The sequence below is a fragment of the Nocardia araoensis NBRC 100135 genome (assembly GCF_000308435.1).
GTDB classification, from domain to species: domain Bacteria; phylum Actinomycetota; class Actinomycetes; order Mycobacteriales; family Mycobacteriaceae; genus Nocardia; species Nocardia araoensis.
This window is the reverse complement of the sequence record NZ_BAFR01000159.1, coordinates 25678-38505: the sequence shown is the minus strand read 5'-3', so window position 1 is coordinate 38505 and position 12828 is coordinate 25678. Positions and strand designations below refer to the sequence as shown.

Sequence of the window (12828 nt, the reverse complement as noted above, 5' to 3'; positions counted from 1 at the left end):
TATCGGCGCGCGTCCGCCGCTCGGGTGCGAGCACGAATGCGAGACTAGCCGATCCGGGCCGTCAGGCCGACGCGGCGGCCGCGTGCTCGGCCACGCTCCCGGTGGCCTCCGCCGCGACGTCCCCTTCGCCCGTGCGGCGCCGCCTGCGCCTGCGTCGAGCGGGCCGGTCGGCCGTGTCGGTCCCGTCCGCGGCGGCGTTGTCGTCCACGGTCTCCCGACCCGACTCGTCGGTGCCGGTGACCTCGGTGGTGTCGCCGGTCGACCGGCGCCGCCTGCGCCTGCGGCGGGCTGGCTTGTCGGCGGAATCCGCCTCGCCGCCCTGCTCCGTTTCGGTGACCTCGTCGGCCCCTGAGGCGTCGGTGTCGGCCGAATCGGTGATGTCCGGCGTGCCGTCGATCGGCTTACCGCCGCGGGTGCGCTTGCGGTTGCGCTTGCGCGGGGCACGGGCGGTACGTTCGACCACCACCGCGTCCGGATCGCGTTCCGGTTTCGGCTTGCGGATCACGCCGGTCACGTCCTCGGGGATACCGAGATCCGCGTACAGGTGCGGCGAGCGCGAGTACGTCTCGACCGGCTCGGGGATGCCGAGCCCGAGCGCGCTGTCGATCGCCGACCAGCGGTTGAGCTCGTCCCAGTCGATCAGCGTCACCGCGACGCCGGTGCGCCCGGCCCGGCCGGTGCGTCCGATCCGGTGCACGTAGGTCTTCTCGTCCTCCGGGCACTGGTAGTTGATGACGTGCGTGACGTCGTCGATGTCGATGCCGCGCGCCGCGACGTCGGTGGCGACCAGCACGTCGATGGTGCCCTTGCGGAACTTGGTCAGGGCCTTCTCCCTGGCGATCTGCCCGAGGTCGCCGTGTACCGCGCCGACCGCGAACCCGCGCTCGGCCAGTTCGTCGGCCACCTTCTGCGCCGTGCGCTTGGTGCGCGTGAAGATCATCGTGGCGCCGCGGCTCTCGGCCTGCAGTATCCGCGCGATCAGCTCGCCCTTGTCCAAGGCGTGCGCGCGGTAGACGAACTGCGCGGTGCGGTCGTGCACCGCCGAGTCGTGCGGCTCCTCGGCCCTGATGTGCGTCGGCCGGGTCAGGAAGGTGCGCGCCAGGGTGATGATCGGCCCGGGCATGGTGGCCGAGAACAGCATGGTCTGGCGCTTGTCCGGGACCATGCCGAGGATGCGCTCGATGTCCGGGAGGAAGCCCAGGTCGAGCATTTCGTCAGCCTCGTCCAGCACCAAGACGCCGATCTTGCCGAGGATCAGGTGCTGCTGGTCGGCGAGGTCGAGGAGCCGGCCCGGCGTGCCGACCACCACGTCGACGCCCGCGCGCAACGCCGCGATCTGCGCCTCGTACGGACGGCCGCCGTAGATGGACGCGACGCGCAGCGGACCCTGGTGGTTGGTCAGGTACTTGCCCGCGTTCTCCAGGTCCTTGGTGACCTGGATGCACAGCTCGCGCGTCGGCACGATGACCAGCGCGCGCGGCGTGCCGTCCAGCGGCGTCGTGCCGGATTCCGCGGTGGCGATCCGGTGCAGCAGCGGCACGCCGAATCCGAAGGTTTTACCCATGCCGGTGCGGGCCTGACCGATGAGATCTTCGCCCGCGAGCGCCAGCGGGAGGGTCAGTTCTTGAATGGCGAAAGTACGTTCGATTCCGATCTCGCCGAGTGCGCGGACGATTTCCGCGCGCACGCCCAATTCGGCGAAAGTCGGGGCGGTATGCGTTGCGTCCAGTTCGGCCGTCAACAGGGTCTCCGCCAGACCTGGTTCCTGATCGACTGTGATCTTGCTCAGGGTTCGTGCCTTCCTCGTAATCACGTCCCGCGCGCACGAGGTGGGGCGGACCGGGCGGTCCACGACGACCACGACTCCGCAGGCGATACTTCACCCGGCCACGCTCCGGATGCCGGGCGCCTGCCGCGAAAAGCGGCGGCTACCTCGCAAAACATCGGCGCGGCGCACTGGTGACGCGGATTGGTGCGCGCACATTTTCCTGTCCAACGAAAACTTCGCACTCGAAACCGGTCGGCGGTCGCAGCGGCGTCCCCGCGGTGTGCGTGAGCGCGACGTCCGGCAACTCTGTCGAGCGAAACTTTTCGTTGTCCGACGCGATTGTAGCGTGATATTGTGCCCCGCTCGAATTGCCACCGCGGCGCGCTCCCGAAAATGGCCGGAACCCGCAGCGCGCTTTCGCCGCGCCTGGCCCCCACGTACGCTGCGCCACATGGGAATTCATCCGGCGCGGCAAATCTGGGCGACGCTCGAACCGCTCCACGATGTCGTCTATTTCGGAACCGGCGTCAAGGAGGCGGGCGTCGGGATCGGTTTGCGCGGCTACTGGCAGACCTACTTCGCTTTCCGCGCCGCGCCGCTGGGCGCGGTGACCCCCGCTGCCGTGCAGGCGGCTTTCGCCGGATTCCACCCCGACATGGTGCGTCGCGCGCTGCCGGAGGCCTGGGAGCGCGCGACGCCGCCAACGCTGCCTGGACGCTCGGCTCGAACTGGTCACCGGCCTGCTGCGCGGCGTCGGCGCGGGTGACGCGGTGTGCGCTCGCGCGGTCGAGTTGCTCGCGCCGGTGCAGCGCGCGGCCGATCCGACGGGACGGGTGCTGTTCGCCGCCAACGCGGCGCTTCCGCTGCCCGCCGACCCGGTGGCCGCGCTGTGGCAACTCACCACTTCCCTGCGCGAGCATCGCGGCGACGGCCATGTCGCGGCGCTGGTGACCCACGGTCTCAGTGGACGCCAGGCGCTGGTCGCCCAGGTGGCGGCGGGCAAGGCGCCCGAATCGGTGATGCGGCCCGCGCGTGGGGTGTCGGAGGCGGAATGGGCGGACGCTTTCGACGAGCTGCGCGCCCGCGGCCTGGTCGCCGGGGAACCGGTCACGCCGACGCTCACCGGCAGCGGCGCGGAGTTGCTCGCCGCGGTCGAGGCCGAGACCGACGAAGCGGCGTGGACCGGCGCGCTCGGGATGCTGTCGGCCGACGCGCTCACCGAGCTGACCACCTCGCTCGCGCCGCTGGTGCGCAGCGTGCAGGAGTCGGTGGTGCCGCCGCTCAACCCCGTCGGCATGGGGGCCGCGGTAGCGCGGCGGGAGTTGCCTGTTACCGGCGGTACCGAGATGTGAGACTCTCTTCGCTGTGAGCCTTGCCGACACTGTCACCCTCGCCGCGCGCAACGCTTGGGCGCTGACCTTCGGCTCCGGCATCGAGGCGCCGGACCCGACCCCCGCGACGATCCTGTGGGACGAGCCGCACCGGCAACTGCGGCGGTTCGAGCGAGCGGACGGGCGAGCGGCGGAAGCCGATTCGGCCGTCCTGCTGGTCCCGCCGCTGGCCGCGCCCGCCACCTGTTTCGATCTGCGGCGCGACCAGAGCCTTGCGCGCTTCCTGCTGGAGATCGGCCGCAGCCCCTATGTCGTCGACTACGGCGAGATCACCTTCGCCGACCGGCGCATGGGCTTCGAGGACTGGATCGACGACATCCTGCCCGAGGCGGTGCTGCGCACCAGCGCCGACCGCGACGGACGCGCGGTCGATCTGGTGGGCTGGTCGCTCGGCGGCACGCTGGCCCTGCTGACCGCCGCGGCGCATCCCGAACTGCCCATCCGGTCCATCACCGCCGTCGGCTCGCCGCTGGACTACGACCGGATGACCGGCGTGCCCCAGTTGCGCGCCGTCGCGAAACTCACGGGCGGCCGGGCCACCTCGACCGTCATCCGCGCGGCCGGTGGCGTTCCTGCGACACTGACTCGAATCGGCTACAAGGTCACCGCCTGGGATCGCGAGCTGACCCGGCCGTGGTTCGTCGCGAGCAATATCGCGCGCACCGAGGCGCTGGCGAAGATGGAGACGATCGATCGGTTCATGGCCGAGATGCCCGGCTATCCGGGCCGTTTCTACGGTCAGCTGTGGGGGCGGTTCATCCTCGGTAACGACATCGGGCGCGGTGTCGTCCGGCTCGGCGAGCGCCGGATCGAGCTGGCGAAGGTGACCGCGCCGGTGCTGCTCGTCGGCGGGCCGTCCGACGTGATCACGCCGGCTCCCGCCGTCGAGGGGGGTGTGCACCTGCTGACCGGAGCGGCCATGGTCCGTTACGAGACCGCACCCGGCAGCCACCTCGGCATCCTGGCCGCGCCGACCGCGCGTGACACGACATGGAGTTATCTCGAGAAGTTCCTGGCCGAGACCGCCTGAGCGGCGGTGAGTATTACGCTGGGGCGCATGGGAGCACAGTCACCTGCCGCGTTAGGTGTTTCGTCGACCGACCCAGCGAGCCTTTCCATCCCAGCTAGCCATCCCGGCGTGACCGACCTGTTCGCGGTGCTCGCCTACGGCGAGATCTCCGCGTTCTATCGGCTGGCCGAGGAGGCCAAGCTGTCGCCTACCCTGCGGGGCAAGGTGGCGGTCGCGACGATGGCCGCGGCCGAGATGGAGCATTTCAAGACGCTGGAGTCCGCGCTGGCCGCGCGCGGCGCCGACGTCTTCGACGCCATGGCGCCGTTCGTGCACGCCCTGGACGACTACCACGCGTCCACCGACCCGTCGACGTGGCTCGAGTCGATGGTGAAGTTCTACGTCGGTGACGGCATCGCCGCGGACTTCTACACCGAGATCGCGGGCGCGCTGACCCCCGACGTCGCCGCGGTGGTCCGCGACGTGCTCGCCGAGACCAGTCACTCCGAGTTCGTCGTCGAAGAGGTGCGCCGGGCGGTCACCGAGAGCCGCTCCGAGCGCGACCGGCTCACGCTCTGGGGCAGGCGGCTGCTCGGTGAGGCGATCACCCAGGCGCAATTCGTCATGGCGCAGCGCGACGAGCTCACAGATCTGGTGCTCAGCGCCACCGGCGATCTCAACGGCATCGCGGCGCTGTTCGAGCGGATGCAGGACAGCCACGCCGAGCGCATGGCGGTGCTCGGTATCTGACTATCCGTTCGCCGCGCGGTTGGGCACCAGCCGCAAGCCGGGCGCGTGGACGCTCGCGCGGTCGATCAGCCACACCACGACGCTCTGATCCCGGCCGTCGGCTTCCAGCATCTCGAACGGCACCTCGACCACGCCGTGCACGGGATGGTCGAGGTGCAGCGTGCCGGAGCCGGGTGCGCCGACCCGATGCGGCTTCCAGCGGCCGGCGAAGTCGGGGAGCGCGCGCAGCGCCTCGATCGTCTCGAGCAGCGCGTCGTCGCCGGGCCAATGGAGTTTGGCGCGGCAGAGGGCGGCGGTGAAGGTGTCGGCGGCTTCCTCCCAGTTGCGCAGGACGCGCCGGGCGGCGGGATGCACGAAGGTGTACCAGGCGAGATTGGGCTGATCCGGCCCGTCCAGCAGGCCCAGCGGGGCGGCGAAATCGGCCCACGCCTGGTTCCAGCCCAGCACGTTCAGCCTGCGACCGACCACGAAGGCCGGCGTCGGCTGCAACGCGCGCAGAATCGTCTCGATCGTCGGAGTCACCTGCTCCCGAGCGGATTCGCTGCCGGGGCACCGTGATTCGTTGCCGGAAGCCATCGCGAGCATGCCGAAGTACTGGCGGTCGTCCCCGCGCAACAGCAGCGCGTCGGCCAACGCGTCGATCACCGCGAGCGACGGGTTGGTGTCGCGACCCTGCTCCAGCCGGGCCAGGTAATCGACGCTCACGCCCGCACGGACGGCGACCTCCTCGCGGCGCAGCCCGGGTGTCCGGCGACGCCCGCCCTCGGGCAAGCCGACGTCCGACGGCCGCAGTTCGGCGCGCCGGGCGATGAGGAACTCCGCGAATCCGTTGCTTGCCATAGGTCCCATCGTGCCCGGTCCGAGGACGTTTATCCGCGCCCTGTCAGGTCCAGGATAACGGCGGTCTGGCTGCCGGACCGCGGTCCGGTCATTGTCGGAGGCATGACATCTACCTCGGAATCCACCACGCTGAAATCCGGTTCGTGGGCACTCGACGCCGCGCACTCCTCGGTCGCCTTCACCATCCGCCATCTCGGCATCTCCAAGGTGCGTGGCGGGTTCAACCGGTTCGAGACCGAATTCGTGGTCGACGAATCGGGCGCGGCCACCGTCGGCGCGACCATCTACCTCGACTCCTTCGACACCGGCAACGCGGACCGGGACGCGCACATCCGTACCGCCGACTTCCTCGACGTAGCCAACCGTCCCACGCTGACCTTCCGCGCCAACCATCCGGTGGTTGTCGCGGAGACCTTCGAAGTCGAGGGCGAAGCCACGCTCGGCTCGATCACCAAGCCGGTCACCCTGGAAGTCGAATGGGGTGGCGTGCAGGACTTCGGCCCGACCGGCGACCGGCACGCGGGCTTCTCCGCGACCGGCACCATCAAGCGCACCGATTTCGGCGTCGGCGGCGCGCTGCCCGGCATGCTCAGTGACACCGTCAAGATCGAACTCGAGATCCAGCTGATCGAGCCCAAGTGAGCGCCCCCGGCGGTCCCAACTAGCCTTGGAACCGACAGCACAGGACTCTCAGGTTCGGAGGTTGGCCGTGGAGGTCAAGATCGGTATTTCGGATAGCCCGCGCGAGCTGGTGATCAGCAGCGCGCAGACCCAGGAAGAGGTCGAGGCGCTGGTGTCCGGTGCCCTCGGCGGCGACGGCGGCGTCTTGACGCTCACCGACGAGAAGGGCCGCAAGTTCCTGATCCAGGCTTCGAAGGTCGCCTACGTCGAGATCGGCTCCACCACCGGCGGCCGCGTCGGTTTCGCCGCCGTCTGACTTCCGGCTTCCGGCCGATACGCAACGAGCCCCTGCCCCCGATCGCTCGGGGACAGGGGCTCGTTCGTCGTCGTGACCGATCAGTCGATCGGGTGCAGCGGCACGTGCTTGAGGCCGCCCCACGCGAGCGAGACGGTGGTGTCGACCGCCTCCTCCTTCGGGATCGGCCGATCGGCCTCCAGCCAGTAGCGCGCGGTGAACTGGCTCGCGCCGACCAAGCCGACGGCCAGGATGCGGGCCCGGTAGGGGTCCAGGCCCGAATCGTGCGCGACGAGGTCGAAGACCGCGTCCACGCAGGCCTCGGTGGCCTGCTCGACCCGGCGCTGCACCTGCGGCTCGCTGGTCAGGTCGGACTCGAAGACCAGGCGGAAGCCCTGCATCTCGTTGTCCACGAAATCGAAGTACGCCTGCACCGCCGCGCGCACGCGCTGCTTGTTGTCGGTGGTGGACCGCAGCGCCTGGCGCACGCTGGAGACCAGCATGTCGACGTAGTTCTGCAGCACCGCGAGATAGAGCTCCAGCTTGCTGGTGAAGTGCTGGTACAGCACCGGCTTGCTCACACCGGCGCACTGCGAGATCTCGTCCATGCCCGCGGCGTGGTAGCCGCGCTGCACGAAGACTTCGCTTGCCGCCGCGAGTAGCTGTAGACGTCGCTCGTCGCGCGGAAGCCGGGTGCCGCGTTTGGCGGGCTCGGACGACGATCTACGGGACGTCATCCGGTCCACGAGGTCAGTCATTTCGGCTCTCCCAGTCGATTCCCCGGCAAAGGGGTGTGCACCGGGTATCTCAAGCACGATACCCGGTTGTCGCCCGCCCGCGGATCGGGGCCGGGCAACCGGTGGCACCCGCAGACACATTGTCGCACCGACAAGGCCGCCGGTGTGCCCGTAGGTGGGGATTCGCCGCTGTGAGACGCTGGTGACCGTGACCGACCGACCGGAAAGACCACCCGGCGGGCGGCGTGGTGCGCGCCGCCCAGCTGGCTCCGGCGCGCCCGGTTCCGTAGGGTCGGACCACGTGGCGAGAACCTGGCCAGAGGCGCGATCCAGTGGTGCGGCTCGGACCGGCGCAGCCAAGCGGTCCGGTACGGGTGGCGGATCACCCGGTCGCGGGACGAGTAAGCGAAAGCGCGGCAAAGCGCCCGAACCTCCCGCGCCCGAACCTGATTCCGTCCCCACGCAGCTCGAACAGGATGAGTTCTACGATCCGCTCGGTCTGTACTCGCACAGGGCCGAGCGATCCCACCAGCCACTGCGCGCCCGCTGGGATCCCACCGCTCCGGACGAGGGCAGGGCCAGGGCGCGCCCCGAGCGGGACGCCAAGAAGCAGAGCGCGCTCGGCAGATTCGTCTCGACCTACGGCTGGCGGGCGTACGCGCTACCCGTTCTGGTGGTGATCACCGTTCTGGTGGTGGTCGACGCGATCCGCGCCACCGACGATCTCAACGCCGCGGGCACGGATCCAGGCCTCGGGCGACTCAGTCCGGCCACCGCCACCGCGGGCATCATCGGCGCCCCGCCGGGTGACGGGCACTTTCCCACCGACCTACCCACCGGGGCGCTGCCCGAAGGCGGCGCGTTCGCCGAGGCCGGTGCGGGCGTCTGGCACGTGGTGCCCGGCACGACCGCCCAGATCGGCACCGGAACCGCGACCGCCTTCCGCTACACCGTGGAGATCGAGAACGGCGTGGATACCTCCGGCCTGGGCGGGGACGAGGCCGTCGCCAAGATGATCGATTCGACGCTGGCCAACCCGAAGAGCTGGACCCACGACCCCAAGTTCGCGTTCCGCAGGGTCGACCAAGGCGACGTCGACTTCCGCGTTTCGCTCACCTCACGGGGATCCAGCCGCAAGGAATGCGGTTTCGACATCCCGATCGATACCTCCTGCTACAACGCCGACGATCGTCGCGTGGTGCTGTCGGAGGTCCGGTGGGTGCGCGGCGCGCTCGCGTTCGAAGGCGACGTCGGGTCCTATCGGCAGTACCTGATCAACCACGAGGTCGGCCACGCCATCGGCTACCACCAGCATCAGGCGTGCGAGACCGACGGCGGCTTGGCGCCGGTGATGATGCAGCAGACCTTCGGTACCCGCAACGACGACATCGCCGCCCTCGATCCGCACGGCGTGGTCCCGATGGACGGCAAGCGCTGCCGCTTCAACCCCTGGCCCTACCCCCGGGGATGAGGGCCGGGCCGGACGGGGTGGTTGTCGCCGCGCGCCGGGTATACGGAACGATGGTCGGGAAGAATGGCCCGGTCGTCGGTGTTGCACAGTTGAAGCAACCCGCCGAGGGCGTCATACCGCCGCAGCGATCGGCCAAGCGATTCGAGGAGTCCTGGACGTGTCATCACCCAAGTCCCTGCCGCCACTTGTCGAGCCGGCCGCGGAGCTGACCAGGGATGAGGTAGCCCGCTACAGCCGACACCTGATCATTCCCGATCTGGGCGTGGACGGGCAGAAACGTCTGAAGAACGCCAAAGTGCTGGTGATCGGCGCGGGTGGCCTCGGTTCGCCCGCCCTGCTCTACCTGGCCGCCGCGGGCGTGGGCACGCTGGGCATCGTCGAATTCGACGAGGTCGACGCCTCGAACCTGCAGCGTCAGATCATTCACGGCGAGTCCGACATCGGCCGCTCGAAGGCCGACAGCGCGCGCGACTCGATCCTGGAGATCAACTCCGGCATCGACGTCCGCTTGCACAAGATCCGGCTGGAGCCGGAGAACGCGGTGGAGCTGTTCGAGCAGTACGACCTGATCGTCGACGGCACCGACAACTTCGCCACTCGGTACCTGGTCAACGACGCCGCGGTGCTCGCGGGCAAGCCGTATGTGTGGGGCTCGATCTACCGCTTCGAGGGCCAGGTCTCGGTGTTCTGGGAGGACGCCCCGGACGGGCGCGGCATCAACTACCGCGACCTGTACCCGGAGGCCCCGCCGCCCGGTATGGTTCCGTCCTGCGCCGAGGGCGGTGTGCTCGGGGTGCTGTGCGCGTCCATCGGTTCGGTGATGGTCACCGAGGCCATCAAGCTGATCACCGGCATCGGCGAGCCGCTGCTCGGCCGTCTGATGGTGTACGACGCACTGGACATGAACTACCGCACCATCAAGCTGCGCCGCGACCCGGAGCGTCAGCCGATCACCGAACTGATCGACTACGAGGCGTTCTGCGGCGTGGTGTCCGAGGAGGGTCAAGCGGCGGCGGTCGGCTCCACCATCACCGCGCGCGAGCTCGAGGAACTGCTGGCGTCGGGCAAGCCGATCGAGCTGATCGACGTGCGGGAGCCGGTCGAGTGGGACATCGTGCACATCGAGGGCGCGAAGCTCATCCCCAAGGACCGCATCCTGTCCGGCGAGGCGCTGTCCGAGCTGCCCCAGAACCGTCCGATCGTGCTGCACTGCAAGACCGGCGTGCGCTCCGCCGAGGCCTTGGCCGCCCTCAAACGCGCGGGCTTCTCCGACGCCACCCACCTGCAAGGCGGCGTGATCGCCTGGGCGAACCAGGTCGACAAGTCACTGCCGGTGTACTGAGCGGGTGAACGTCTACGCCCTGCTGGCCGGGGCGTAGGCGTTCGCTGTGCGATTGCGCTGTCCCACAGTGCCCTGGGTTCCGGCGGACGAGTGAAGCGTGCTCTCCGAATCCGGATAATCGCCGTTCCGCCGGAGTGTTCAACGGCGGTAATCGGCAGCAGTCGATTCGTGAGTGCCCAAGGACGGAGTCCCGAGTTCGAACGTCAACGCGCCCAGCTGAGCCCAGCTACCGGTTTCGAGCGAAGCGAGACCGAGCATCGGCCGCGAACACGGCGCGCCGGAGGCGCGCCAAAACGGGCGCAGCGTACGGTACGGCCGTGACTTCTGTGGAACCTCCCGAGCATGTGCGTGCCACGTTCGGTCTGCGCGAAGTGACCCCGGTTGCGCTCGGCGACTGGGAAGGCGGCTGGCGCTTGGGCGATGTGGTGCTCAGTCCGGTCACCGATCACGCGCGGGCGGCGTGGTCGGCGAAGGTGCGTGAGGCGTTGAAGGTGGACGGGCTGCGGCTGGCCCGTCCGGTGCGGGCGACCGACGGCCGCTATGTGGTGTCCGGCTGGCGCGCGGACACCTACCTGGAGGGCATACCCGAACCACGACACGACGAGGTCGTCTCGGTGTCGCTGCGCCTGCACAAGGCCACGGCGGAGCTGGAGCGTCCGCGCTTCCTCGCGCAGCCGCCGGTGGTGCCGTGGGTCGACATCGATGTGTTCGTCGCGGCCGATCGCGCCGCCTGGGAGCCGGTGCCGCTGCGCAGTCTGCGCACGGGCGGCGCGTCGCTGTCGACCTCCCCGGACGGGCGGCGCAGCATCGAACTGATCGGCCAACTCGCCACCCTCCGCAAGCCGGTGCAGTCGCCTCCGCAGCTGGTGCACGGCGACTTGTTCGGCACCGTCTTGTTCGCGGGCGCGCAGACTCCCGGGCTCACCGATATCACCCCGTACTGGCGGCCGGTCCCCTGGGCGGCGGCGGTGATCGTCGTGGACGCACTGGCCTGGGGCGGCGCGGACGACGGGTTGCTCGACCGTTGGGCGGACCTGCCGGAGTGGCCGCAGATGTTGTTGCGCGCGGTCATGTTCCGGCTCGCGGTGCACGCGCTGCATCCGCGATCCACTCCCCAGGCGTTCCCCGGCCTGGCGCGCACGGCGGACATGGTGCGTCTGACCCTCTGATGGCGAAAGCTCTCCCACGCAACGTATTCCACCCCCACAGTGCACGATTCGTTGCGGTTCGTCGGGGCAGCTCACCTGGGGTCCGGACGGACATGTCGGCAATTGCCAATGTCGGGAATGCCCGATACTTGCGATAACGCACGTGCGCCGCATGTGCCAGGAGACTCTCGCCGAGAGAGGTTACGGATGCTGTTTGTTGTCCCGCGGGGACGGGCCGTAGGGACCGCGCGGAGTGGAGGGTGTGCATGACGACCCTTGCCGACATAGATCTTCCCGACCTTCCGCATCCCGCCTATGCCAGTGGCGGTCTCAACGCGGTCGTCGACGTGGCGAATGTGTACATGCAGAATGCGGTCATGCTGTTCGCCTCCGGATGGGAGGGAGGACAACCGGACATGATCGCTTGGCTGGCGGATAAGAAGCTGCTGAGCGCGGACGGCAAAATGCTCACCCAGGATGGTGCCCAGACGCTCAAGTCCGGATCGGCGGTGCTGGTCGACAACTACGACAAGCAGCACGGTGCGTTCCTGGACAAAACGTCACAACTGCAAGCGCAGAACGACGGCGTGAACGAACGCGCCATCGCGAGCTTCGACACCTCGAATAAGGCGTTCCAGGATGTCAAGGAGATCGTGAACGGGCTCAAGACCGAGCTGGGCCGTGAACCAGGGGAGCACCAGCTGACCCGACTGCCAGATGGCAACTTGCACCTGACTGCCGCCGAGGAGAACCGTTTGCTGCAGCTGATCCTGGAGGGGGTGGACCGTGTACACGACACGATCGAGGACGCAGACAGCGGCATGCGAAGGAACGCGGGCAATATCTACAACATGATGCCGGACCTTCCGCGCAACACCTATGGCAACGCGCCGTATGCCGGTTCCCGGTCCCCGTTCGTGCCGACCGCCAGTGACGCCAGCTGGACCCCTGGTAACGGGACCCCGGACGATATTGTGGCGAAGGCGCTGGAGCAGCTGCGTCTCGGTGTATCCGAGACCAACGGCGACAATGTCCCAATTTTCTACATCGGTGACAAACCATATCTGGCGCCGTACAACATCAATGGCGCGTGGTGCGCGGCCTTCTCCACTTGGGTATGGGACAAAGCCGGTTACAACGTCAATTGGACCAACCCGGACTACGTGCCCTCCATCTGGAACGACGCCCAGCACATGGGGCTGGCGGCGAACATCTCGAGTGCGCAAAAGGGGGACATGATCATCTTCGACTGGGAGGGCGACGGAACCCCGGACCATGTCGGAATCGTGGAGTCCGTGGATCCCAGAACCGGCCAGATCACCACCATCGAAGGAAATTCCGGCGACCGATTGAAATCCAACCACTATTCCATGAACACGGGCTCGCTCGTCGGCGTGGTCAAGCCGCCGTCCAACCAGGCAAGAGCGTCCTGACCGGACCGGTGCGCCGCGCACGG

The 12828-nt window shown here is 68.7% G+C and carries 13 protein-coding genes; 10 read left to right on the top strand and 3 right to left on the bottom strand.

The window, feature by feature from the left end; translation table 11 throughout:
- Nucleotides 1–61: 61 nt before the first annotated feature.
- Complete coding sequence (locus ON21_RS21910) at nt 62–1810, bottom strand: DEAD/DEAH box helicase (RefSeq protein ID WP_039800318.1); 1749 nt, start codon at nt 1808–1810, stop codon at nt 62–64.
- Between the two features lie 409 nt (nt 1811–2219).
- Between ON21_RS21910 and ON21_RS37275 the strand changes: the two genes are divergently transcribed.
- From ON21_RS37275 to ON21_RS21895, 4 genes are read left to right on the top strand one after another with little or no spacing between them, the layout of a single operon-like run.
- A complete protein-coding gene (locus ON21_RS37275; RefSeq protein WP_051021194.1) occupies nt 2220–2534 on the top strand; it encodes a helix-turn-helix domain-containing protein in 315 nt (104 codons plus the stop codon).
- Entirely contained in the window at nt 2479–3120 is a 642-nt protein-coding gene (locus ON21_RS37270) for an SCO6745 family protein (RefSeq protein WP_444543664.1), read from the top strand. Before ON21_RS37275 ends, ON21_RS37270 begins: the two co-directional genes overlap by 56 nt.
- 13 nt (nt 3121–3133) lie before the next feature.
- Nucleotides 3134–4189 (top strand): polyhydroxyalkanoate synthase family protein, encoded by a 1056-nt coding sequence (locus ON21_RS21900; protein WP_039800308.1) that lies wholly within the window; start codon nt 3134–3136, stop codon nt 4187–4189.
- Between the two features lie 27 nt (nt 4190–4216).
- Nucleotides 4217–4918, top strand: a complete 702-nt coding sequence (locus ON21_RS21895; protein ID WP_039800307.1) for a ferritin-like fold-containing protein — start codon at nt 4217–4219, stop codon at nt 4916–4918.
- Here ON21_RS21895 and ON21_RS21890 read toward each other — a convergent pair whose 3' ends face one another.
- Nucleotides 4919–5758 carry a helix-turn-helix domain-containing protein gene (locus ON21_RS21890; protein ID WP_051021192.1) on the bottom strand — a complete coding sequence of 280 codons (840 nt, stop codon included), beginning with the start codon at nt 5756–5758 and terminating at the stop codon, nt 4919–4921.
- A 102-nt stretch (nt 5759–5860) separates the two neighbouring features.
- Between ON21_RS21890 and ON21_RS21885 the strand changes: the two genes are divergently transcribed.
- Both ON21_RS21885 and ON21_RS21880 read left to right on the top strand, forming a co-directional pair.
- Complete coding sequence (locus tag ON21_RS21885) at nt 5861–6400, top strand: YceI family protein (RefSeq protein WP_039800305.1); 540 nt, start codon at nt 5861–5863, stop codon at nt 6398–6400.
- 67 nt (nt 6401–6467) lie between these two features.
- On the top strand, nt 6468–6695 hold the full coding sequence (locus tag ON21_RS21880) for a DUF3107 domain-containing protein (protein WP_039800304.1): 228 nt from the start codon (nt 6468–6470) through the stop codon (nt 6693–6695).
- Between the two features lie 80 nt (nt 6696–6775).
- Here ON21_RS21880 and fasR read toward each other — a convergent pair whose 3' ends face one another.
- On the bottom strand, nt 6776–7432 hold the full coding sequence (gene fasR / locus ON21_RS21875; RefSeq protein ID WP_039800303.1) for an HTH-type transcriptional activator FasR: 657 nt from the start codon (nt 7430–7432) through the stop codon (nt 6776–6778).
- 478 nt (nt 7433–7910) lie between these two features.
- On the opposite strand from fasR, the gene ON21_RS21870 reads away from it, so the two are divergent.
- The 4 genes from ON21_RS21870 to ON21_RS21855 all read left to right on the top strand — a co-directional run bounded on the left by ON21_RS21870 (nt 7911) and on the right by ON21_RS21855 (nt 12805).
- Nucleotides 7911–8882, top strand: a complete 972-nt coding sequence (locus ON21_RS21870; RefSeq protein ID WP_245562682.1) for a DUF3152 domain-containing protein — start codon at nt 7911–7913, stop codon at nt 8880–8882.
- 157 nt (nt 8883–9039) lie between these two features.
- Entirely contained in the window at nt 9040–10224 is a 1185-nt protein-coding gene (moeZ, locus tag ON21_RS21865) for an adenylyltransferase/sulfurtransferase MoeZ (protein ID WP_039800302.1), read from the top strand.
- A 317-nt stretch (nt 10225–10541) separates the two neighbouring features.
- Nucleotides 10542–11393, top strand: a complete 852-nt coding sequence (locus ON21_RS21860; protein ID WP_039800301.1) for a TIGR02569 family protein — start codon at nt 10542–10544, stop codon at nt 11391–11393.
- Nucleotides 11394–11638: 245 nt separating this feature from the next.
- Nucleotides 11639–12805 carry a C40 family peptidase gene (locus ON21_RS21855; protein ID WP_039800300.1) on the top strand — a complete coding sequence of 389 codons (1167 nt, stop codon included), beginning with the start codon at nt 11639–11641 and terminating at the stop codon, nt 12803–12805.
- Nucleotides 12806–12828: the final 23 nt, after the last annotated feature.